This window comes from Agrobacterium sp. O3.4 (genome assembly GCF_041414895.1).
Classification (GTDB): Bacteria; Pseudomonadota; Alphaproteobacteria; order Rhizobiales; family Rhizobiaceae; genus Agrobacterium; species Agrobacterium cucumeris.
Map to the genome: position 1 here is coordinate 1,029,061 of NZ_JALPZP010000001.1, position 22,618 is coordinate 1,051,678.

Here is a 22,618-nt window from a genome sequence, read left to right on the forward strand (position 1 = left end):
GACGAGCTATAAACGGCAATCGTCACCACATTCACGTGCTACGTGAAGTTTTTTATGCAGAGTGCTGATTTTTAATGAGAAGCAAGTGGCACGCCCTAGGGGAGTCGAACCCCTCTTTTCAGAATGAAAATCTGACGTCCTAACCGATAGACGAAGGGCGCGTGCGCTTGTGGTGTGGCGCCCTTATAGTCAGGCTCCCGTTGGTCCGCAAGCGGAAAAATTGATTTTTTCGCTTCGGGACGAGATTTTTTGAGGAAATCCGAAGGGCTGTGGAAAACCATGCACGATCTGGCCAAAGCCTTGAAATATCGCCCCTATCACTTGCCGGAAGTATTGCCAGTTTGCCTCGTGAGAGGTCGGAGACGCCGCTTTTATCCCCTTAGCTGGCATCTCTGCCGGGGGAATCGGAAAGGCGCTGTCATCGGATCAAGGGGGGAAAGGCAAGCCGGTCGATCTGCCCGTTGGCGTTTCCCCCGGCTTGCCTTCCATCGGGGGGGACAGCATTCTAACGTGCCGATCGGGAATCGGTTCCGACGCATCGGTTGCCCACGGCAATTTCGCGGGCATGAAGGATATCTGTGTATTTTTTGATGAGGGTAACACGAAGGCAAGTGGCACGCCCTAGGGGAGTCGAACCCCTCTTTTCAGAATGAAAATCTGACGTCCTAACCGATAGACGAAGGGCGCGTGCGCTTGTGGTGTGGCGCCCTTATAGTCAGGCTCCCGAAGGTCTGCAAGCGGAAAAATGCATGATTTGACAAAAAAATGACATGGGCGGTCACAACGCTTGGAAAACAAGGATTCTTGTTTCGTAACAAATGGTTAAAGCGTGTGAGTATTGCTGCTTTCGAGGCCTTTCGCTCGGGAGGCAGGCCGCGAGATGACGACTCAGCGTGGTTGTTGGCTGGATTGGAACCGTACGGTGACGCAGTCACGAGGGAGAACACGTTTACCGTCATCCTTGCCCTTGAGGCGAGGGATCCACTCTTCAGCCGCCCATGGATCCTCGCCTCAAGGGCGAGGATGACGGGGTGTGTGGCGCATTGACCCTGCAACAAAAAACGGGGCCGAAACGGCCCCGTTGAATGATGCATTGATGGTAAAAGGTCTCAGTGCAAAATCTGGCTGAGGAACAGACGTGTACGTTCGTGCTGCGGATTGTCGAAGAATTCGGCGGGCGAATTCTGTTCGACGATCTGGCCCTGATCCATGAAGATGACGCGGTTGGCGACCTGGCGGGCGAAACCCATTTCGTGGGTCACGCACAGCATCGTCATGCCGTCTTCGGCAAGGCCGACCATGGTGTCGAGCACTTCTTTCACCATTTCCGGATCGAGCGCCGAGGTCGGCTCGTCGAACAGCATGATCTTCGGCTTCATGCACAGCGAGCGGGCAATCGCCACGCGCTGCTGCTGGCCGCCGGAAAGCTGGCCCGGGTATTTGTGGGCCTGCTCGGGGATCTTGACGCGCTTCAGATAGTGCATCGCCACTTCTTCCGCTTCCTTCTTGGGCATCTTGCGAACCCAGATCGGCGCCAGCGTGCAGTTTTCGAGGATGGTCAGATGCGGGAAGAGGTTGAAGTGCTGGAACACCATGCCAACTTCACGACGGACTTCATCGATCTTCTTCAGGTCGTTGGTCAGTTCGATGCCATCTACCTGGATAGAGCCCGACTGGTGCTCTTCCAGCCGGTTGATGCAGCGGATCATGGTCGATTTGCCCGATCCCGAAGGACCGGCGATGACGATGCGCTCGCCCTTCATCACCTTCAGGTTGATGTCGCGCAGCACGTGGAAATCGCCATACCACTTGTTCATGCCGGTGATTTCAATTGCCACGTCCGTTGTCGAGACGGCCAGTTTTTTTGCTTGGTTTTCTGCCATTTTGAGCGTCCCTTATCGTTTATGCCCGGTGTCGAGGTGCCGTTCCATGAACAGCGAATAACGCGACATGCCGAAGCAGAATATCCAGAATACGAAGCCTGCGAAAATATATCCAGTCATGGCGGTGACGGGTGTCGCCCAGTTCGCATCCGATTGGTTGAGTGTGACAATGCCGAGCAGGTCGAACATGCCGATGATCGAGACCAGCGACGTGTCCTTGAACAGCCCGATGAAGGTGTTGACGATGCCCGGAATGACCAGCTTCAGCGCCTGCGGCAGCACGATCAGCCGCGTTTTCTGCCAGTAGTTCAACCCGAGCGAATCCGCCCCTTCATATTGTCCCTTCGGAATGGCCTGCAGGCCGCCGCGGATCACCTCCGCCATATAGGCCGAGGAGAACAGCGAGACACCGACCAGCGCGCGCAGGAACTTGTCGAAGGTCCAGCCGTCAGGCAGGAACAATGGCAGCATGATGCTGGCGAAGAACAGGACGGTGATCAGCGGAATGCCTCTGATGACTTCGATGAAGAGCACGCAGAGCATCTTGATGACCGGCATGTTCGACCGGCGGCCGAGCGCCAGAAGAATGCCGAAGGGCAGGGATACCGTTATTCCAAAGAATGACAGGATCAACGTGACCATCAGGCCGCCCCAGAGCTGCGTTTCCACCTTCGGCAGGCCGAAGACGCCGCCGATGAGCAGGAAAAACGCAATGAAGGGCAGGATGATGAACAGCACCAGAGCATTGAGGCGCTTGAACGGCGCTTTCGGGATGAGCATCGGTATCAGCAGGATGGCGAACGTCACCATCACGAGAATGGGACGCCAGCGTTCATCAAGCGGATAACGGCCAAAGACAAATTGTCCGAGTTTGGCCGAAACGAACGCCCAGCATGCCCCGGACTGACCGTCCGGAAGCGCGCCGCCCTGCGAGGCGGTAAGGCAGGCGATACGATCGCTGCCGGTCCACACAGCATCGATGAACAGCCACTTCACCACCGGTGGCAGAATATAAGCCAGAAAGGCGATGGCGAGAACCGTGAGAATGGTGTCCTTCGGTGTGGCGAAAAGTTTGGTGCGCAGCCAGTGGCTGATACCAACGGCGCTGGAAGGGGCGGGTTTCGCCTCTTCGATGGTGTGTCGCACGAATGCGGGATTGCTTGATGTCATCGATTATCTCTCCACCAGCGCCATTTTCGCGTTGAACCAGTTCATGACCACGGCCGTGAGCAGGGACAGCGAGAGATAGATGACCAGCCAGATCGCGACGACTTCGACTGCCTGACCCGTCTGGTTGAGGATCGTGCCGCCGACGGAGACGATATCGGCAAAGCCGACCGCGACCGCAAGCGAGGAGTTTTTGGTCAGGTTGAGATACTGGCTCGTCAGCGGCGGGATGATGATGCGCATCGCCTGCGGCACGACGATCAGACGTGTCGTCGTGCTGGAGCGAAGCCCCAGTGCTTCCGCAGCTTCCGTCTGGCCCTTCGCCACGGCCTTGATGCCGCCGCGAACGATTTCGGCGATGAAGGAGGCTGTGTAGAAGGACAGCGCAAGAAACAGCGACATGAATTCAGGTGCGACGACTGCGCCGCCCGACAGGTTGAACCGCCCGGCAATCGGGAAGTCGAATGTCAGCGGTGAGCCGAGCGCCAGAAATGTCACGGCGGGAAGGCCGATAAGGAGAATGGTAAGGGTGATCCCGGTGCGAAACTGCTTGCCGGTCTGCTCCTGTCTGGCCTTCGCCCAGCGATAGACAAAAAAGCTGATGACGATGGCGACCAGGAAGGAAAGCGGTATCAACCACGTGCCGTCTCCCCAAAGCGGCTTCGGGAAAAAGAAGCCGCGGTTGTTGAGGTAGCTTCCGAGCGGAAGCTCCAGCGAATCGCGCGCCTGCGGCAGGACGGAGATAACCCCCTTGTACCAGAAGAAGAGAACAAGCAGCGGCGGGAGGTTGCGGAAGATTTCCACATAGGCCTGCGCCAGCTTGGCGATGAGCCAGTTGTTGGACAGCCGCGCGATACCGACTAGGAATCCGATGATCGAGGCGGCGATGATGCCGAAAAATGCAACCTGAAGCGTGTTGAGAATACCAACGAGCAATGCCCGGCCATAGGTCGCATCGCTGGTATAAGCGATCAGCGACTGGCCGATATCGAAACCGGCGCGTCCATTGAGGAAGCCGAAGCCGGATGAAATGTTTGACCGTTGAAGATTGGTGATCGTATTCGTCACGATGATCCAGACGAAGGCGGTCAGGATGACGACTGTCAGGACCTGATAGAAAATTCCGCGTATGCGTGGATCGTTGATAAGTGACGACGCGCTTTGCGCGCGCGATCGTTGCGAACTGACCGCGTTGCCTGCCATAGGCACCTTTCCCTTTTATATGCTCTTTGCGAGCTTATTTATATAATTTTAAATGGAGGCCGGGCGTTGCCCAGCCTCCTGTCATGATCTAGCCGATGATGGGGTCGATCAACGGACCGGCGGTGCGTATTGCAGGCCGCCCTTGGTCCAAAGCGCGTTCTGGCCACGCTCGATCTTCAGCGGCGAGCCCGCACCGACGTTGCGGTCGAAGACTTCGCCGTAGTTACCCACCAGCTTGACGATGTTGTAGGCCCAGTCGTTGGTTACGCCGAGGTCGGTACCGATCTTGGTGCCTTCTTCGGTGCCGAGCAGACGCTTGATATCCGGATTGGCGCTGGACTTCTGCTCATCGACGTTCTTGGAGGTGATGCCCAGTTCTTCGGCATTGACCATGGCGTAGTGAACCCAGGTCACGATGTCGAACCACTGGTCGTCACCCTGGCGAACGGCCGGTCCAAGCGGCTCCTTGGAGATGACTTCCGGAAGAACGATGTTGTCGTCCGGGTTCTTCAGCTTCAGGCGGATGGCATAAAGGCCGGACTGGTCGGTGGTGTAGACGTCGCAACGGCCCGAATCATAGGCGGAGGTTGCGTCGGCTTCCTTTTCGAAGACGACCGGGTTGTACTGCAGATTGTTGGTCTTGAAATAGTCGGCGAGATTGAGCTCGGTGGTCGTGCCGGTCTGAACGCAGACGGCGGCGCCGGAAAGCTCAAGCGCAGACTTCACGTTGAGGCCCTTCTTGGCGATGAAGCCCTGGCCGTCATAATAGTTGACGGTACGGAAGTTGAAGCCAAGCGACGTGTCGCGGCTGATCGTCCAGGTGGTGTTACGGGTCAGAACGTCGACTTCGCCGGACTGGAGAGCCGGAAAGCGGTCCTTGCTCGAAAGAGCGACAAACTTCGCCTTGGAAGGGTCACCGAAAACCGCTGTGGCAATACCACGGCAATAGTCCACGTCGATGCCGGACCATTCGCCCTTGTCATCGGGATTGGAAAATCCCGGAATGCCGGCGCTTACGCCGCAGGTGACGAAACCTTTTCCCTTCACGTCCTGAAGCGTCGCAGCCGAAGCGACCGAGGCTCCTCCCAAAACTGCTGCGCCGATAGCGGCTGACAGAATTGCCTTTTTCATTTTTCCCAACCTTTGTTTGTTATCGTCAATAGCAAGGGGACCGGCATGTTTGTTTTACCCCAGCTCCCCCCTCGGCGAGATCTTTTCGATCCGCTTTTTCTATCACAATCGCAATTGGCAGCGGGGTCAAGACATGCCGGCGATAATTGTGCCTATAAAACGGAATTTTCGGAATTTTGGTCGGGAAGTGTGCAAAGGGTGAAAATATAAGCATATTTTTGCGGAAATTTGCACTTGCACGATTTTTGTATACTTCTTGTATGCTGTTTCACGATGGATCAATCGAGCCATCCCGCGTCGCCTTACGGGGCTTGACCTTGCCTCTGGCTCTCAGCATTGTCGCACGCGTCAATATTCTTCGAAAGCTGATCTGAAATGACCAAGACAAATGACCTGCTTTCCGCCGCAGGTGTGAATACGCGCCTGACCCATGGCGGCAACGATCCCGCGGACTGTTTCGGTTTCGTCAATCCGCCCATCGTGCGCGGCTCGACCGTGCTTTTTCCCGACGCGGAAACGCTTTCGACTGAAAACCAGAAATACACCTATGGCACGCATGGCACGCCGACGACGGACGCGCTGTGCAACCTCGTCAACGAGCTGGAAGGTTCTTTCGGAACTATCCTCGTGCCGTCGGGCCTTGCGGCGATCACCGTGCCGTTCCTTGCCTATCTCGGTGCGGGCGATCATGCGCTTGTCGTCGATTCCGTCTATTTCCCTACACGCCGCTTCTGCAACACGATGCTGAAGAAACTGGGCGTGGAGATCGAATATTACGATCCGGCGATCGGGGCTGGCATCGAGGCGCTGATCCGGCCGAATACGAAACTCGTGCATCTGGAAGCGCCGGGTTCCAATACATTCGAGATTCAGGATGTCCGGGTGATCACGGAGATCGCCCACAGGCATGACTGCGTGGTCACGATGGACAATACCTGGGCGACACCGCTTTATTTCAAGCCGCTTGATTTCGGCGTCGATATTTCCATTCACGCCGCCACCAAATATCCCTCGGGGCATTCCGATGTGCTGATGGGCTTCGTCTCGGCCAATGAAAAACACTGGAAAGCGCTTTACCAGGCCAATACCAATCTCGGCATCTGCGTTACCTCCGATGATGCCTACCAGATCCTGCGTGGCATGCGCACCATGGGCATCAGGCTGGAACACCATCAGAAAAGCGCGCTCGATATTGCCCAATGGCTGGAAGGCCGTGACGATGTCGTGCGTGTTCTGCACCCGGCCTTGCCGAGCTTTGCCGGGCATGAAATGTGGAAGCGCGATTTCAAGGGCGCAAGCGGCGTGTTCTCCTTTGTGTTGAAGGCGGAAGAGGGCAAATACAAGCAGGTGGCGTCGGCCTTCCTCGATGCCTTGACCTTTTTCGGGCTTGGTTATTCCTGGGGCGGATACGAATCGCTTGCGGTTTCGGTGTCGCTCATCGACAGGACCATTGCAAAGGGGCATTCGGAGGGACCGGTCATCCGCCTGCAGATCGGGCTCGAAGACATAGCCGATCTGAAAAAGGACCTCGAAGTCGGCTTCGCAGCCGCGGCTGGGGTCTAATCAGCCCCCAGTGCCCAGACCCTACTGCTCAGCCCTCTGCGTGATAGCCGTAGAGCCAGTCGAAATCGCCAAGAAAGGCCTCTGAGGGGCGCGTGGAAAATACGAAGTCCCTGGCAATACGGACCGGGCCTTTTGCATGATAGGCAAAACGATTGAGAGAGGCCCGCTTGCGGGCCTTTTCTATGCGCGGCAGGCGCAGAGCCTCAAAGGCGGCAAGGGCTTGCGGCACGGGCAGGGAGGCTGTACCTCCGCTGCCTGCCATTGTTCCCGCAAGTTCAAATGCATCCTCTATTGCCATGGCCGCCCCCTGTGCCGCGAACGGCATCATGGCGTGGGCCGCATCGCCGATCAGTACCGTGTCGCGGCCATTATGCCAGCGTCCGGGGCCGGCCTGATAGAGCGGCCAAAAGGTGGGGTTCTGAGCCTTTTCCAGCAGCCGCAGCAGATACGGGCTCCAGCCGCGAAACTGTTCGAGCAGCATGGTTTTCTGCCGTCCACTCGATTCGGCCCGCCATGTGGCGCCGGGATCGGCGCCAAGCGCGATGGCGACGATGTTGAAACCGCCGACTTCCTTCAGCGGATAGGCGACGATATGGCCGCCCGAGCCGAGATAGGCTGTGACGGCGCTTTTATTGATGGCGGACGGCACGTCGTTTTCGCTGACGGTGAAACGCCAGGCGATATTGCCGGAGAAGGTGGCTGCCGGCGCGGAAGGCACGGCAAAACGGGCTGCCGACCAGACGCCGTCGGCGCCGACGATCAGATCGTGATCGCGGAAGGTGGTTGCGGCGATGACATCGACTGTGGCGTTTTCGATGCGCTTGCCGAGATGCAGGCGGCAGAGCGGATTATCCTTGACCGCATTCAGAAGTGCGCTCTGCAGCGTCGAACGATGCAGCACGCCATAGGGTGCGCCCCAGCGGGTGCGGGCCACCGCGCCCATTGGCAGCGACAATAGCGTGGCCAGTGACTTGCCGGAGGCCAGATCGACGCTGACCGGTTCGGTCCAGCGCGCCTCGATCTCGGGCAGCACGCCGAGTTCGGCGAGAATGCGGGCGGCGTTGGGGGAGAGTTGCAGGCCGGCACCGACCTCCGTCAGCTCGCCTGCCTGCTCGATGATGTCACAGTCGATACCGTGCCGGGCAAAAGAAAGGGCAGCGGTGAGACCGGCGATGCCGGCACCGACAATGGCTACGGATTTTATGGGCATGATGCGGCCCGATCAGCAAAAGTGGAGGTCAGGCGGCCTTCACATGGAAGACGCAGCCCGGAGGATTGGTCTGCTCGGCCTTCAGCGACGGATTGTAGCGGAAAAGGGTGGAGCAGTAGGAACAGACCTTCTCGTTGTCGTCGCCCATATCGATGAAGATATGCGGGTGATCGTAAGGCACGGAAGCGCCGGTGCACATGAATTCCTTGACGCCGATCTCGATTACGCTGTGTCCGCCATCGTTCTGGAAGTGGGGAATGGAATGCCCGGCCATGTTCGTCTCCAAATGCAATATCGTTATCGAGCCGCAATCCGTCGTCGCGCAGCGGCTCTTCGTTGCGGATATGTAGCCTCAAACGCATTGCATCTCCATAAAAATCGTCAGGAAAACATGTTCAATCTTGTGCTTTCCTGCCATATGGTCCGGCAAAAAGGATGTCCTTGATGAATCTCAACGTGCCGCAATTTTCAGATTTTTCCCATGACGGCCTGCGCCTTGCTTATTTCGACGAGGGCGATCCGGCGGGTGATCCGGTTTTGCTGATCCACGGCTTTGCCTCCAGCGCCAATGTAAACTGGGTACATCCCGGCTGGCTGAAGACACTGGGCGATGCGGGTTACCGGGTCATCGCCATCGATAATCGCGGCCATGGCGCAAGCGACAAGCCGCACGATTCTGAAGCCTATTATCCGCCGGTGATGGCTGGTGACGCGGTGGCGCTGCTCAATCATCTCGGCATCGCGGAAGCGAATGTGATGGGTTACTCCATGGGCGCGCGGATTTCGGCCTTCCTCGCCATGGCCCATCCGGAGCGTGTGCGCTCGCTGGTCTTTGGCGGGCTTGGCATCGGCATGGTAGAAGGCGTGGGCGACTGGGATCCGATCGCCGAGGCGCTTCTTGCGCCCTCGCTCGATGTCGTCACCCATGAGCGCGGCCGCATGTTCCGGGCCTTTGCCGACCAGACGAAGAGCGACCGGCTGGCGCTTGCCGCCTGTATCGAAACGTCGCGGGTTCTCGTCACGCCTGAACAGGCGGCAAAGATCGAAGCGCCGACATTGATTGCGGTTGGAACGAATGACGATATTGCCGGATCGGGCGCGGAACTCGCCGCGATCATGCCGCATGCGCGGGCAATCGACATTCCCGGCCGTGACCATATGCTGGCCGTTGGCGACCGGGTGTTCAAGGCGGCGGTGCTGGAATTTTACCGCTCGCTTTGATCCGGAGCATTTCCGGGAAAGCGGAACCCGGTTTTCCGTGCGGAAATGCTCCGTGCGGCAAGAAACGGTTTTTCATGCTGCATGAAGAAAAACTGAAGCTTTGCCGTCTTTAAAGTCGTCATTCGAATCCCATTTCTTATGCACGTCTTTTTCTGTATAAAGAACGACCACTGCAAACGAGGAGACCGTTCATGGTCGCACGTACCGAGGCCCGCCAGCCCGAACAGCTGGCGATCGTCGATCCGATCTGGGGCAGCCTGCTGCATGAAGCGCGTAGCGCCGCAGCTCAGGATCCGCTGCTTTCCGCCTTTCTTTATTCGACGATCCTCAATCACCGGTCTCTCGAAGAATGTGTGATCTATCGTATCTGCGAACTCCTCGATCATCCCGACATGCAGGCCGTGCTTCTGCGCCAGACCTTCCAGGACATGCTGGATGACTGGCCGGAATGGGGCAGCGTGCTGCGCGTCGATATCCAGGCCGTTTACGACCGCGACCCGGCCTGCACGCGTTTCATGGAGCCGCTGCTTTATTTCAAGGGCTTCCACGCCATCCAGACCCATCGCCTCGCGCACTGGCTGCTTGCGAAGGGCCGCCGGGATTTTGCGTTTTACCTGCAAAGCCGCTCATCGAGCATCTTCCAGACGGATATCAACCCCGCCGCACGCATCGGCAAGGGCATCTTCCTCGACCATGCCACCGGACTGGTGGTTGGTGAGACCGCCGTTATCGGTGACAACGTTTCCATCCTGCATGGCGTGACGCTTGGCGGTACCGGCAAGGAGGGGGCAGATCGCCATCCGAAGATCGCCAATGGCGTGATGATCGGTGCGGGCGCCAAAATTCTCGGCAATATCGAGATCGGCAGCTGCTCGCGCATTGCCGCCGGTTCGGTGGTGTTGAAACCGGTTCCGCCAAAGACCACCGTGGCCGGCGTGCCGGCGCGCGTGGTAGGAGAAGCAGGGTGTTCGGAACCCTCGCGTCTGATGGACCAGGTTATCGGGGCCGATATCTGACAGGTCGTGAATATTGCGCTCGTCCGTGTGGAAGACACGGATGATGCGCCGCTTTCACTTTACTTTGGCCTTTGTCCCATGCCAAAAGCGGCCAACCCGAACCGCACAGGAGAATACTGGTGAAAGCCGACGAAATCAAAAAACTCGACGCCTATTTCAAGCGCACCTTCAACGAGAAGATGATTGTCAAGGCGCGTCCGCGCAAAGACGATTCCGCCGAAGTGTATCTTGGCGAAGAGTTTCTCGGCGTCGTCTACATCGATGACGAAGACGGCGACCGCTCGTACAACTTCTCCATGGCGATCCTCGACGTCGATCTGTGATTGTCACCTTCAGGTGACATATTCAGCAATCATAGTCGCCCGCGGTGATTACACCGCGGGCGATTTGTTTTAGCGCTGGGTGATCTTCATCATCAGCCGGTCCTGCGGCCGCAATGTCACCCGCATCAGCGGCTCCGCCGCAGTCGTGGACCTATTTTCGAGATGGACGGTCTGCAGAAGAACGGCAAGGATCGCCACGGCCTCCATCATGGCAAAGGCATTACCGATGCAGACGCGCGGGCCGGCGCCGAAGGGCATATAGGCATAACGGTGTCGGGCCTTGACCTTGTCGGGCTCGAAACGGGACGGGTCGAAGCGTTCGGGTTTATCCCACAACGCGGCGTGCCGGTGCACGGCATAGATTGGCACATAAAGAACCGTTCCGGCCGCAATATCATGCTCTCCGAGCCTGAAATCCTGCAGCGCCGTGCGCGTGATGACCGGGGCAGGCGGGTAGAGCCGCATCGCCTCCGAAAACACCTGTCTCGTATAGGTGAGATTGGTGATATGTTCGGCCGCGACAGGCTCGCCGCCGGTGACCGCCTCAATCTCCTCGACAACTTTTCTTTCAATTTCTTTGTTCTGCGACAGAAGGTGGAAAGTCCAGGCTAGGCCGAGCGCTGTCGTTTCATGGCCGGCGGTGATGAAGGTCAGAAGATTGTCGATGATTTCCTCATCGCTCATCATGCGTCCGGTCTCCGGGTCTTTGGCTTCCAGCAGCATGGAGACGAGATCGCTTCGGTCGGTGGGTTTTTGCCGCCGGCCGGCGATCACCGTTGCAAGGCTGGCGCGGAGATAATCGACGGCGGCGCGGGATTTGCGCCGGCCGGGATGGGGCAGCCATTCCGGTGCGCCGAGCATGGCGAGCGCGAAGGTCCAGCCCGTCGGCCTCAGATAATCGGTGATGCTCTGTTCGACACGCGCGATATCGATACCGTATCCGCCGGACATCATGGTTTCGACGATGATGTCGAAGGTGGTGCGCATCATTTCATGGCCGATATCGATGTCGCCGATTGAAGGGGAGCGCCAGCGCGCTTGCGTGCGCCGCGCCGTCTCGATCATGGCCGGCAGCAATTCCAGCAGCTTTTCATGCCGGAAGGCTGCTGCGACGGATTGCCTTTGCCATTTCCAGTGGTCGCCATCGGCGGTCAGCAGACCCTGCCCAAGCGCGGGCCCGAGCACCCGGCGGACATCTTCGCCCTTGCCAAGCAGATTGGCATTCTTGACCAGAGCTTCGTGGATCAGCACGGGATCGGCAAGATGAACGCGCATCGTGCCGCCCAGCCGGGTGAAGACGGCGGGTTGGCTGAAAATATCCGGCGGCAAGGCTTTTAACGGGTTACGGACAAGCGAGATTGCAAGACGCGCCGTGGCCAGTTTTGACAGGGGCGCCGCCCCGGTCTTATCCATGGGCGGGGTGTGAAGGCCGGTTCCGATCATCGACAGCTCCTTATTCGCGTTTGAACAATGGGGTTTTGCTGTTAAGGTGCATACCTTATTTTAGGTATTTAAGGTGCATGCCTTAGGTTTCAATGGCAGGACAGGATTTTGATGAAGAGCAATGAGCCGGAGCGACCACGCAGAGCACGTACGCGCGACAGAATTCTGGACGCCGCCCTCGAACTGTTCAACGGGCGCGGACCTGATCGCGTAACGACGGCGGAGATCGCCGTTGCGGTCGATATTAATGAGGGCAATCTTTATTATCATTTCCGCACCAAGGAAGCGCTGGTTCTCGCGCTGTTTGCGCGGTTCGAAGCCGATGCGATGATGCTGGTCGCAACCGTTGCCGGGGCAGACGAGGGGGCGGCGGCCACCTATGCCGGTTTTCTTCGGCAATGGTTCTCGCTGGTATGGAATTACCGTTTTCTGTTTCGCGATCTGGTCGGCCTGATCGCACTGGCACCATCACTGGTGGAGCCGGTCAGAACCATAAGCGCCGCAATGCGACTGGCGGTTGGCGAGATTGTCGGCCGCATGCAGAAGGCGGGTCTGGTGACTATTCCCGAGAGCGAGCGCGACGCGGTTTTGACCAATCTATGGATCGTCTCGACCTATTGGGCGGCCTATCTCAATCTGCAGGAAGGCGTCAGCGAATTCGGGCAGCAGCAGCTGGATTGGGGGCTGCAGCAGGTCTCCAGCCTGTTCAGGCCTTATCTTTCCGCGGAGGCGGTGGCCGAGCTTGAAGCGCTTGCCGAGAGCGAAGCCTAATATCTCCGGCCGGAGACATGCCTGGCCATGCAAAAACGCCCGCGACGGGGTGTGTCGCGGGCGTTCTGTCATTCCTGCCTGTTGATCGAGGCGTCAGGCCGCTTTCAACAGATCGCCGTGCGGGTCGAGGACGAACTTGGTTGCCGCGCCCTGATCGAAGCTTTCATAACCCTGGACGGCATCGTCGAGCGCGATGATCTTGGCATTGACGATGTCGGCGATGGGCAGGCGGTCATGCAGGATCGCCTGCATGAGCTGGCGGTTATATTTCAACACCGGCGTCTGGCCGGTGTGGAAGGATTGCGCCTTGGCCCAGCCGAGGCCGAAACGCAGCGACAGGGCGCCCTGTTTCGCCGCATTGTCAACCGCGCCGGGATCCTCGGTGACGTAGAGGCCGGGGATGCCGATGGAGCCGGCGGCGCGGGTGATTTCCATCATCTGGTTGAGAACGATGGCCGGCTGTTCGCCGCCGGAATGGCCGCGTGCCTCGAAACCGACGGCGTCGATGGCGCTGTCGACCTCGTTGGTGCCGACGATCTCGGCAATCATGTCGCCCAGCCGGTCACCCTTGGAAAGATCGACGGGCTCGAAACCGACGCGGGCGGCGTGGGCGAGACGATCCTTGTTGAAATCACCGACCATGACGACGGCCGCACCGAGAATGCGGGCGGAGGCGGCTGCGGCAAGACCGACCGGGCCGGCGCCCGCCACATAGACCGTGGAACCGACACCGACGCCCGCCTTGACGGCGCCGTGGAAGCCGGTCGGCAGAATGTCTGACAGCATGGTGAGATCGCGAATCTTCGACATCGCCTTGTCGCGATCGGGGAATTTCAGAAGGTTGAAATCGGCATAGGGGATGGTGACATAACGGGCCTGTCCGCCGATCCAGCCGCCCATATCGACGTAACCGTAAGCGCCGCCGGCGCGTGACGGGTTCACCGTCAGGCAGACGCCGGTATCCTGCGACTTGCAACAACGGCAACGGCCGCAGGCAACGTTGAACGGCACCGAGACGATGTCGCCGATTTCCAGCATTTCGACATCGACGCCTTTTTCGATGACTTCGCCGGTAATTTCATGGCCAAGGACGAGACCCGGCATGGCGGTGGTGCGGCCGCGCACCATATGCTGGTCGGAGCCGCAGATATTGGTGGAAATCACTTTGAGAATAACGCCGTGTTCGATACGGCGGCCATCCGGCGCCTCAAGCTTGGGGTCGTCGATGTCGCGGACCTCGACCTGTCCGGGCTTCAGGTAAACGACGCCTCTGTTCCTGCTCATATCCATCTCCTCCTCGGGTTGAACGCCAATGCCGGCCCGCTCCTCCGCGGACAGGATATCGTCGAAATACGCGCCTGAACCGATGTCCGGTTCGAGCGGAATTTTTCGGCGAAGGGATGGAAAGGGGAATGGTCATGTGTCCATAAAGGACGCAGCCTGCCTCCGATCACCGCCCGCCGCAGCCACCGGCATTTCGCCGGTGTTCCGACTGTTCCGCCTTGAAATTCAAAGCGGAACCGGATGGCTGCAGCAAACCATGCGGGACGCGGCTTGTCGTTCGGAAATACGACACGCTTTGTGGCCGTAACGACACCGGCTTTCGCCAGATGTCACTGTCGCGTTATCGGTCGATGGATTTCCTCAAGCGGCCGGCGGCGTCCTGAATATATTGCCAGGCAACACGGCCAGAGCGGCCGCCGCGGGTGGTTGCCCATTCCAGCGCTTCGTGATGCAGGGTTTCGCGGTCCACACCCAGATCGAAGTGTTCGGCATAGCTGTCGATCATCGTCAGATAGTCTTCCTGGCCGCATTTATGGAAGCCGAGCCACAGGCCGAAGCGATCGGACAGGGAGACTTTTTCTTCGACTGCTTCCGACGGGTTGATGGCGGTCGATTGTTCGTTTTCCATCATGTGGCGTGGCAGCAGATGGCGGCGGTTGGAGGTCGCATAGAAGAGCACATTATCCGGCCGCCCTTCGATACCACCATCGAGCGCCGCCTTCAGCGATTTGTAGGCCGTGTCGTCGTGATCGAAAGAGAGGTCGTCGCAGAACAGGATGACGCGCTGATCCGAGGTTTTCAGTATGTCGAGCAAAGCGGGCAGGGTGTGGATATCCTCACGGTGCACTTCCACCAGTTTCAGGGGAACGCCGCTTGCGGTGCGCACATCTTCGTGAACCGCCTTGACCAGCGAGGACTTGCCCATGCCGCGCGCGCCCCACAAGAGCACGTTGTTGGCAGGAAAACCATCGGCGAAACGCAGGGTGTTTTCATGCAGGATGTCACGCACATGATCGACGCCGCGAATGAGTTTGAGTGCGATGCGGTTGGGGCGGGGGACCGGCTGCAAAAAGGAGTTGACCGGCGACCAGACGAAACAATCGGCTGCATTCCAGTCGTTTACCGCGGGGGCCGGGCCGGCCAGCCGCTCCACGGCAACGTTCAGCCGGCGCAGTTCGGCAAGAAGCAGGGTGGCCGTTTCTTCTCGAATCATGGTGTTTCTTCCGCTTGTCTGGTGTTCAAAACTCTGTTTTGCGACCGGCCTAGCATGGCGTTTCCGGCCCATAAAGGTTAAGAGGTCCGGAATCGGTACGGCGTGGGCCTTGCATCTGTTGCAATCCCGGCGTTCCCCACTATATTCCGGCGGCTTGAAAGCTGGGGCGGCATACGAGGTCGTGCCGTAATCGTTGAGGAGTTTTATATGTTCATTAGTCAAGCTTTTGCCCAGGACGCAACGGGCGGCGCATCGGCCTTCGGTTCCGGCCTGGAAATGCTTTTCCTGTTTGCGCCCCTTATGGTCGTCTGGTACTTTTTCCTCATCCGCCCGCAGCGCGCGCAGATGAAGAAGCGTCAGGAAACACTGACCAGCATTCGCCGTGGCGATCAGGTCGTTCTTGGCGGCGGCATCGTTGGCAAGGTGACCAAGGTCATCGACGACAATGAACTCGAAGTCGAAATCGCCGAAGGCGTGAAAATCCGCGCTGCCCGCGCTTATATCGCCGAAGTGCGTGTGAAGGGTGAAGTGGTCAAGACGGAAGCCGCTTCCTGATCCTGCCGGATAACCGGACGCCCGATTGCGAATTTTGACGGGTTGCGCTGTCCGCGCAACCCCAACCCTGACCGAGATCGAAATGCTTCATTTTTCCCGTTGGAAAACAGTCTTCATCTGGCTGCTTGTGCTGGCAAGCGTCTTTATCGCCTCTCCTAACCTGTTTTCGGAAAAACAGCTGGAGAGCATGCCTGCCTGGTACAAGGACAACAAGGTAACGCTCGGTCTCGACCTTCAGGGCGGCTCGCACATCATGCTCAAGATCGAGCGTTCCGACATTGTCAAGGAACGGCTTGAGACGATTGTCGGCGATGTGCGCACCCAGCTTCGCGACGCCAATATCCGCTATTCCGGGCTTGCCGGCAACGGCCAGCAGATTCAGGTTCGCATCAGCGATCCCGCCCAGCTGGAAGCCGCCAAGACGGCGCTTCGCGATCTGACGCAGCCGGTATCCGCCGGAACGCTGGTCGGCGGCTCCATCACCGAAGTGACGATGAGCGACGGCGGCGACAATCTGCTGCGGCTCAACCTCACCGACGAAGGCGTTGATTACCGCCTGTCATCGGCCGTATCGCAGTCGATTGAAGTCGTGCGCCGCCGCGTCGACGAAGTCGGCACCACCGAGCCGCTCATCCAGCGTCAGGGTTCCGACCGCATCATCGTGCAGGTGCCGGGCCTTCAGGATCCGCAGCGCCTGAAATCGCTTCTCAACCAGACGGCAAAGCTGTCCTTCCGCATGGTCGACACCACCATGCCGGTGCAGGAAGCGATGAATGGCCGTCCGCCCGCAACCTCCGAAGTTCTCTATTCGCAGGACGATCCGCCGGTTCCCTATCTGGTGGAGCGCCGTGCTCTCGTTTCTGGCGACAACCTCGTGGATTCGCAGGCGAGCTTCAACCAGCAGACCAACGAGCCGGTCGTCACCTTCCGCTTCGACAGCCGCGGCGCGCAGCGCTTTGCGCAGGCGACGCAGCAGAATGTCGGCAAGCCTTTCGCCATCGTGCTGGATAACCAGGTCATTTCCGCACCTGTCATCCGCGAGCCGATCATCGGCGGTTCGGGACAGATTTCCGGTAACTTCTCGGTGCAGGGTGCAAACGACCTCGCGGTTCTGCTGCGTGCCGGCGCACTTCCGGCCACGCTGACCGTCGTTGAAGAACGCACCGTCGGCCCGAGCCTTGGTAACGACTCCATCACCGCCGGCCTGACGGCAAGCGCCATCGGCGCCGTCGGCGTTCTCATCTTCATGTTCGTCTTCTACGGCTTCTTCGGCCTGCTGGCGAACATCGCCCTTGTCGTCAACGTCGTCATGCTGCTGGCGGTCCTCAGTGTGATCGGATCAACGCTGACATTGCCAGGTATCGCCGGTATCGTTCTGACGATCGGTATGGCGGTGGATTCCAACGTTCTGATCTATGAGCGAATACGCGAAGAGGTGAAAAGCGGCAAACCGCTGATCCAGTCATTGGATAACGGCTTCACCCGCGCCTTTGCGACCATTATCGACGCCAACCTGACGACGCTGATCGTGGCGAGCGTGCTGTTCTACATGGGCACCGGTCCGGTCAAGGGCTTTGCGGTGACGCTGGCTGTCGGTATCATTACCACCGTCTTCACCGCCTATACGCTGACAGCGTGGATGTTCGGCTACTGGGTTCGCCGCAGCCGTCCGAAACACCTGCCGAAGGGTGTCCGCACCGCCATGTTCGACGGCCGCGATATTCCCTTCATGCGTTATCGTCGCGTGGTGTTCATGATCACCGGCGCCATCATGCTCGCCTGCATCGGCGGTTTCGTTGGCAAGGGCCTGAACCTCGGCATCGACTTCCAGGGCGGTTCGGTCATCGAAGTGCGCGCCAAGCAGGGTGAGGCAGATCTCGCGGACATCCGCGATCGTCTGAACCAGCTGAACCTTGGTGAAATCCAGGCGCAGAACTTCGGCACGCCGCAGGATGTTCTCATCCGCATTCAGGCGCAGGAAGGCGGCGAGAATGCCGAACAGTCCGCCATCACCATGGTGCGTGGCGAGCTTGAGGACAAATACGATTTCCGCCGCGTCGAAGTCGTCGGTCCGGCCGTGTCGGGTGACCTTACCTTCACCTCGACGATCGGCATCCTGCTCGCGATGACGGCGATCATGGTCTATATCTGGGTTCGCTTCGAATGGCAGTTTGCGCTCGGCGCGGTCATCTCGATGGTGCACGACGTGGTCTTCACCATAGGCCTCTTCGTCTTCCTTGGGCTTGAGTTCAACCTGACGAGTATCGCGGCGATCCTGACGATCATCGGTTATTCGCTGAACGATACCGTCGTCATCTATGACCGTATCCGCGAAAACCTCCGGCGTTACAAAAAGATGCCGCTGTCGATGGTCATCGACGTGTCGCTGAACCAGACGCTGTCGCGTACGATCCTTACCGGTCTGACCGTGCTTCTGGCACTGCTCGCGCTCTACCTCTTCGGTGGCGAGGTTATTCGCTCCTTCACCTTCGCCATGCTGTTCGGTGTCGGTATCGGCGTGTTCTCCTCGCTCTATATTGCCGCGCCCGTGCTTATCGCCTTCAAGCTGCGTCCCGATAACAAGGATGCGGAAGACGAGAAGGATGAAAAACCCGGCAACGCCATCGGCGGCAAGCCTGCCGTCTGATGGCCGGCGGGATAGAAATACGCCCGGCCCATTTTCCCGGCCGGGCGCCCATCGATGCCTATGGCAATGGCGGTTTCCGTTTTGCCGAGATGTCGCATCGCGGCTCGCTTCTGCTTCTGCCCTCCGGCATTCATGGCTGGGAGCCGGTCGATGCGAAAGAGTTGACCATCGGGCATTTCGAAAAGGTTCTGGCGGAAGCGCAGGACATCGAAGTACTGCTGATCGGTACGGGGGACGGCATGCGTGTTCTGCCGAAGGAACTGCGCGCGGCCTTCAAGGAAGCGGGCATTTCGGTCGACCCGATGAGCACGGGTGCTGCCGTGCGCACCTATAATATCATGCTTTCGGAATCGCGCGCCGTCGCTGCGGCGCTGATTGCCGTCGAAGGCTGACAGGACGTTTCGCGCGGGGAACCATGGCACCCACAGAAAATCTCGACGTCTGCCTCGCGACGCTGCGCGACACCGATCGCGACCGCTATCTCGCCTGTCTTCTGTCGCCTGCCGATAAACGCAATTCTCTGGCGGCGCTTTACGCTTTTAATGCCGAGATCGCCCGTATCCGCGATTCCGTGCGCGAGGCGCTGCCTGGCGAAGTGCGCATGCAATGGTGGCGCGATCTGCTTGAGGGCAATGCGCATGGCGACAGTCTGTCCCATCCCGTTGCTGCGGCTCTCTTGACCGCTATCGAGCAATATCGTCTGCCGCGCCCGGTGCTGGCCAATATGATCGAGGCGCGCATTTTCGATCTCTATGACGATCTCTTCGAGGATCGAAACGCGCTCGAAGGTTATGCCGGAGAGACCGCCTCGGCGCTGATTCAGCTGGCGAGCCTTGTGCTCTCGGCGGAAGACGCTCCGGCCAGCGCGGAGGCGGCCGGACATGCGGGCGTCGCGCAGGCCATGGCCGGCATTCTGCTGCTGATGCCGCTGCATCGCCGTCGCGGGCAGGTCTATATTCCCGCCGATATGCTCGCGGCCGCCGGGCTCGATCGCGAGACCTTTCTTGAAGGCGATGACCGACAACGCATCGGCATCGCCATAGAGCTATTTGCCGCCCATGCGCTCGATCATCTGGAAAAGGCAAGACGCGCGAAAATCCCAAGGTCCGTCTTTGCCGCCTATCTGCCCGTTGCCCTGTCCGGACCGGTCATCCTCGCGGCAAGAAAGGCCGGGGTGGGCGTGTTCGAGGGCGAGTTGCAGCTGTCGCAGCTTCGCCGGCAATGGGCTCTTGCAAAGGCATCGTTCCTGAAGCGGTTCTGATTTTCCATCCGTCCCGGGTCTTCCGACAAGCCACACTTCACACAAGCCTCGATCTCTATGAAGCTGAATCAGGTTCGCGTCGTTTCGATTCGCGAGTCGTGATGTTTCAGTGCTGAGGGAGCGTCCCCGATGAATATGGCGATCTGGATTATCGTCTTCGTGCTGCTGTCGGTCTTTGCCGTTTATGCCTGGCGCATGACGCGGGCAACGGATGAGGACAACAGCCATGATGTGGGGCAGGCGATCATGGATTTCGCCCGGGCTTTTCCCAATGAGGCGATCCGAAGCCTGCATATGACGGTGGATGGCGGTGCGGCCTTCGTGCGGCTGCACGACAACAAGGCCGGCTTCATGCGCAATATGGGATCGCACTATGTCTGCGTGATGATCGACCCTGAGCGGATCAGGGTCGAGAGCCTGGAAAGCGGCGACGGTTTTGTCGTCACCTTCTTTGACATGCCGAAATATAGCGGCTCATATCGCTTCAAATCCGCCGGTGAAGCGGCGGAGGTTTCCCTCTGGCTGCTTGGCAGCCTTGTGGAGGCGCAGGATCATCACGACGAAGGACCGCTGCCCTCGGGCACTTGAACACGGGCTTGGCGTCTCATTGCCCGTCAAGCGGCGGGGTGGCATGCGCCTGCTTGCTTTCCCGCCAGATGATAAACAGGCCGGATGCGACGATGATGAGGATGCCAAGCCATTTTGACGGCGTCGGGAAGTCCGAAAACAGCGCATAACCGAGAACCGTCGCCGAAATGATCTCGAAATACTGGAACGGCGCCAGAAGTGATAGCGGCGCAAGCCTGAAAGCCCTGACGATCAGCAGGTGCATGTAGCCGGATATCGATCCAAGCAGGATGAGCAGGACAAGCGCAAAGCCGGATTGTGGAAGCGACATGGTGAAATCCTTGTCGCCCAGCGCATCGCCGGCCAGAAGCACCACACCCATGAATATCGTGCCGGCAATGCCGGACATGGTCTGCATGACAAGCGGGCTGTCGGCGTCACCAATGGCACGGTTCAGAAACAGATAAAGCGTATAGAGAAAGGCGCAGGCAACCGGCAGCAGTGAAGTCCAGCCGAAGATTTCGAAACTCGGCTGAATGACGATCAGCGCGCCACCGAAACCGACGACGATCGCCGTCCAGCGCTTCCAGCCGACTTTGTCACCCAGGAAGAGGGCCGACATCATCGTCAGCATGAAGGGCTCGACGAAATAGATGGCAAAGACATCGGCAAGCGGCATGTATTTGACGGCGGCGAAGAACATCAGGCTGGCCGAGGCATGCAGCACGCCGCGCAGGCAGTTCATCCACGGCCGTTTGGCGCTGAACAGGGCTTTCGGCGAAACCAGGAGCAGCAGCGGCAGGGTGCACACCACCTGAAAGAAAAAGCGGTAAAAGGTCACCTGCGCCGGCGACATGCCGCCGCTGACCGCCATGTATTTGGCAATCGCATCCATGACCGGCAGCACGAACATGCAGCCTGCCATGATGGTCATGCCCTTGGCGACATCGCTGAAACCGGTCTGGCTGGTCATGGTTGGGGCTGCGCTTTCGACCGGAAGGTCCAATGAGGAAGGGGACGCCCACAAGGCCGCCCCCTCTCAGGATCAGGCGGCTTTCTGGCGTGGCAGGCTCTTCATATCAATGACGAAACGATAACGCACATCGCTTTTTATCATGCGTTCATAAGCGTCATTGATCTGACCGATATCGATCATTTCGATTTCGGCGGCTATGTCTTTTTCGGCGCAGAAATCCAGCATTTCCTGTGTTTCCGGAATGCCGCCGATCATCGAACCGGCAAAGGTCTTGCGGCCGGGGATAAGGCTGAAGGCGTGAACGGAGAGCGGCTTTTCCGGCGCGCCGACCTGCACCAGGGCGCCATCGCGCTTCAGCAGTGCAAGATAAGAATCGATGTCGTGATCGGCCGCAACCGCGTCGATGATGAGATCGAGGCTGGAAGCGGCTTTCTTCATCTGTTCGGCGTCGCGCGAAACGATAACCTCGTGGGCACCCAGCTTCTTTGCGTCTTCCGCCTTGCCGGGCGAGGTGGTGATCATCACCACCGTTGCGCCCATGGCATTGGCGATCTTGACGGCCATGTGGCCAAGACCGCCGAGACCAACGACGCCGACACGTTTGCCGGGGCCGGCATTCCAGTGGCGCAGCGGGGAATAGGTGGTTATGCCGGCGCAGAGCAGGGGTGCCGCGGCCGCCGGATCGAGCCCTTCGGGAATATTGAGCACGTAGCGGTCATCCACCACCACATGGGCGGAATAGCCACCCAGCGTATGCGCGCTGCCGCCCATCGCCTTGTCAGGCGAATTATAGGTGCCGGTCATGCCGTTTTCGCAATATTGTTCGAGCCCCTCGGCGCAGCTTGCGCATTCACGACAGCTATCGACGATACAGCCGACGCCGACACGGTCGCCTGCCTTGAACTTCGTGACGTCCGAACCCAGCCGGGCGACGCGGCCGATGATTTCATGGCCGGGAACGCAGGGGTAGAGAGACCCCGGCCATTCGCTGCGGGCCGTGTGGATATCCGAGTGACAGACGCCACAGAACTCAATCTCGATTTCGACATCGCGGGGACCCGGATCGCGACGTTTGATCGTCGCGGGCTTCATCGGCGAAGACCCGTCATCGCAGGCATAAGCGGACGTTGTGAACATGGTCGTTCCTCCTCTTGTGGTGATCGATGCATCAAACACCGGCCTGC

21 protein-coding genes and 2 tRNA genes are annotated in these 22,618 nt (G+C 59.0%); 10 read left to right on the plus strand and 13 right to left on the minus strand.

Features of this window, described 5'->3' with window-relative positions; translation table 11 throughout:
* Positions 1-86: 86 nt before the first annotated feature.
* From M0412_RS04990 to M0412_RS05015, 6 genes are all read right to left on the minus strand, one after another.
* A tRNA-Glu gene (locus M0412_RS04990) sits at positions 87-161 on the minus strand.
* Between the two features lie 451 nt (positions 162-612).
* Positions 613-687: transfer RNA gene (locus M0412_RS04995), tRNA-Glu, on the minus strand.
* 422 nt (positions 688-1,109) lie between these two features.
* Positions 1,110-1,883: an amino acid ABC transporter ATP-binding protein gene (locus M0412_RS05000; RefSeq protein ID WP_046800084.1), complete on the minus strand. Its 774-nt coding sequence runs from the start codon at positions 1,881-1,883 to the stop codon at positions 1,110-1,112.
* 12 nt (positions 1,884-1,895) lie between these two features.
* On the minus strand, positions 1,896-3,053 hold the full coding sequence (locus M0412_RS05005; RefSeq protein ID WP_269699628.1) for an amino acid ABC transporter permease: 1,158 nt from the start codon (positions 3,051-3,053) through the stop codon (positions 1,896-1,898).
* Between the two features lie 3 nt (positions 3,054-3,056).
* Complete coding sequence (locus M0412_RS05010) at positions 3,057-4,253, minus strand: amino acid ABC transporter permease (RefSeq protein WP_269699627.1); 1,197 nt, start codon at positions 4,251-4,253, stop codon at positions 3,057-3,059.
* 108 nt (positions 4,254-4,361) lie between these two features.
* Positions 4,362-5,384, minus strand: coding sequence for an amino acid ABC transporter substrate-binding protein (locus tag M0412_RS05015; protein ID WP_161991193.1), 1,023 nt, complete (start codon positions 5,382-5,384; stop codon positions 4,362-4,364).
* A gap of 375 nt (positions 5,385-5,759) precedes the next feature.
* On the opposite strand from M0412_RS05015, the gene M0412_RS05020 reads away from it, so the two are divergent.
* The gene (locus M0412_RS05020; RefSeq protein ID WP_269699626.1) at positions 5,760-6,947 is read left to right on the plus strand and encodes a cystathionine beta-lyase; all 1,188 of its coding nucleotides are present in this window, start codon (positions 5,760-5,762) and stop codon (positions 6,945-6,947) included.
* A gap of 28 nt (positions 6,948-6,975) precedes the next feature.
* On the opposite strand, the gene M0412_RS05025 is transcribed toward M0412_RS05020, so the two are convergent.
* Both M0412_RS05025 and M0412_RS05030 read right to left on the minus strand, forming a co-directional pair.
* Positions 6,976-8,157 carry an FAD-dependent monooxygenase gene (locus tag M0412_RS05025; protein WP_269699625.1) on the minus strand — a complete coding sequence of 394 codons (1,182 nt, stop codon included), beginning with the start codon at positions 8,155-8,157 and terminating at the stop codon, positions 6,976-6,978.
* 28 nt (positions 8,158-8,185) lie between these two features.
* Positions 8,186-8,431 (minus strand): zinc-finger domain-containing protein, encoded by a 246-nt coding sequence (locus tag M0412_RS05030; protein ID WP_046800090.1) that lies wholly within the window; start codon positions 8,429-8,431, stop codon positions 8,186-8,188.
* 170 nt (positions 8,432-8,601) lie between these two features.
* Here M0412_RS05030 and M0412_RS05035 point away from each other — a divergent pair, with 170 nt between their 5' ends.
* The 3 genes from M0412_RS05035 (at position 8,602) to M0412_RS05045 (ending at position 10,717) form a co-directional block, all read left to right on the plus strand.
* On the plus strand, positions 8,602-9,378 hold the full coding sequence (locus tag M0412_RS05035) for an alpha/beta fold hydrolase (RefSeq protein WP_269699624.1): 777 nt from the start codon (positions 8,602-8,604) through the stop codon (positions 9,376-9,378).
* A 191-nt stretch (positions 9,379-9,569) separates the two neighbouring features.
* The gene (gene cysE, locus M0412_RS05040; RefSeq protein WP_046800091.1) at positions 9,570-10,394 is read left to right on the plus strand and encodes a serine O-acetyltransferase; all 825 of its coding nucleotides are present in this window, start codon (positions 9,570-9,572) and stop codon (positions 10,392-10,394) included.
* Between the two features lie 119 nt (positions 10,395-10,513).
* Positions 10,514-10,717, plus strand: a complete 204-nt coding sequence (locus M0412_RS05045) for a DUF3126 family protein (protein WP_003502851.1) — start codon at positions 10,514-10,516, stop codon at positions 10,715-10,717.
* Positions 10,718-10,786: 69 nt separating this feature from the next.
* Here M0412_RS05045 and M0412_RS05050 read toward each other — a convergent pair whose 3' ends face one another.
* Entirely contained in the window at positions 10,787-12,160 is a 1,374-nt protein-coding gene (locus M0412_RS05050; protein ID WP_269699623.1) for a cytochrome P450, read from the minus strand.
* Between the two features lie 111 nt (positions 12,161-12,271).
* On the opposite strand from M0412_RS05050, the gene M0412_RS05055 reads away from it, so the two are divergent.
* A complete protein-coding gene (locus M0412_RS05055; RefSeq protein ID WP_269699622.1) occupies positions 12,272-12,931 on the plus strand; it encodes a TetR/AcrR family transcriptional regulator in 660 nt (219 codons plus the stop codon).
* Positions 12,932-13,024: 93 nt separating this feature from the next.
* Here M0412_RS05055 and fdhA read toward each other — a convergent pair whose 3' ends face one another.
* Positions 13,025-14,215 carry a formaldehyde dehydrogenase, glutathione-independent gene (gene fdhA / locus M0412_RS05060; RefSeq protein ID WP_046800115.1) on the minus strand — a complete coding sequence of 397 codons (1,191 nt, stop codon included), beginning with the start codon at positions 14,213-14,215 and terminating at the stop codon, positions 13,025-13,027.
* Between the two features lie 340 nt (positions 14,216-14,555).
* Positions 14,556-15,428, minus strand: coding sequence for an ATP-binding protein (locus M0412_RS05065; RefSeq protein ID WP_142839809.1), 873 nt, complete (start codon positions 15,426-15,428; stop codon positions 14,556-14,558).
* 207 nt (positions 15,429-15,635) lie between these two features.
* Between M0412_RS05065 and yajC the strand changes: the two genes are divergently transcribed.
* The 5 genes from yajC (at position 15,636) to M0412_RS05090 (ending at position 20,479) form a co-directional block, all read left to right on the plus strand.
* Complete coding sequence (gene yajC, locus M0412_RS05070; protein ID WP_003495911.1) at positions 15,636-15,983, plus strand: preprotein translocase subunit YajC; 348 nt, start codon at positions 15,636-15,638, stop codon at positions 15,981-15,983.
* A gap of 82 nt (positions 15,984-16,065) precedes the next feature.
* The gene (gene secDF / locus M0412_RS05075) at positions 16,066-18,630 is read left to right on the plus strand and encodes a protein translocase subunit SecDF (protein ID WP_269699621.1); all 2,565 of its coding nucleotides are present in this window, start codon (positions 16,066-16,068) and stop codon (positions 18,628-18,630) included.
* Positions 18,630-19,022: an Mth938-like domain-containing protein gene (locus M0412_RS05080; RefSeq protein ID WP_269699620.1), complete on the plus strand. Its 393-nt coding sequence runs from the start codon at positions 18,630-18,632 to the stop codon at positions 19,020-19,022. The genes secDF and M0412_RS05080 overlap by 1 nt, the downstream gene beginning before the upstream one ends.
* 23 nt (positions 19,023-19,045) lie before the next feature.
* Complete coding sequence (locus M0412_RS05085; protein ID WP_269699619.1) at positions 19,046-19,891, plus strand: phytoene/squalene synthase family protein; 846 nt, start codon at positions 19,046-19,048, stop codon at positions 19,889-19,891.
* A gap of 129 nt (positions 19,892-20,020) precedes the next feature.
* On the plus strand, positions 20,021-20,479 hold the full coding sequence (locus tag M0412_RS05090) for a hypothetical protein (RefSeq protein WP_046800099.1): 459 nt from the start codon (positions 20,021-20,023) through the stop codon (positions 20,477-20,479).
* Between the two features lie 16 nt (positions 20,480-20,495).
* Here the strand turns inward: M0412_RS05090 and M0412_RS05095 are convergent, their stop codons facing one another.
* The gene (locus M0412_RS05095; RefSeq protein ID WP_269699618.1) at positions 20,496-21,431 is read right to left on the minus strand and encodes a DMT family transporter; all 936 of its coding nucleotides are present in this window, start codon (positions 21,429-21,431) and stop codon (positions 20,496-20,498) included.
* A 72-nt stretch (positions 21,432-21,503) separates the two neighbouring features.
* Entirely contained in the window at positions 21,504-22,571 is a 1,068-nt protein-coding gene (locus M0412_RS05100) for an NAD(P)-dependent alcohol dehydrogenase (RefSeq protein ID WP_142839805.1), read from the minus strand.
* Positions 22,572-22,618 lie beyond the last annotated feature (47 nt).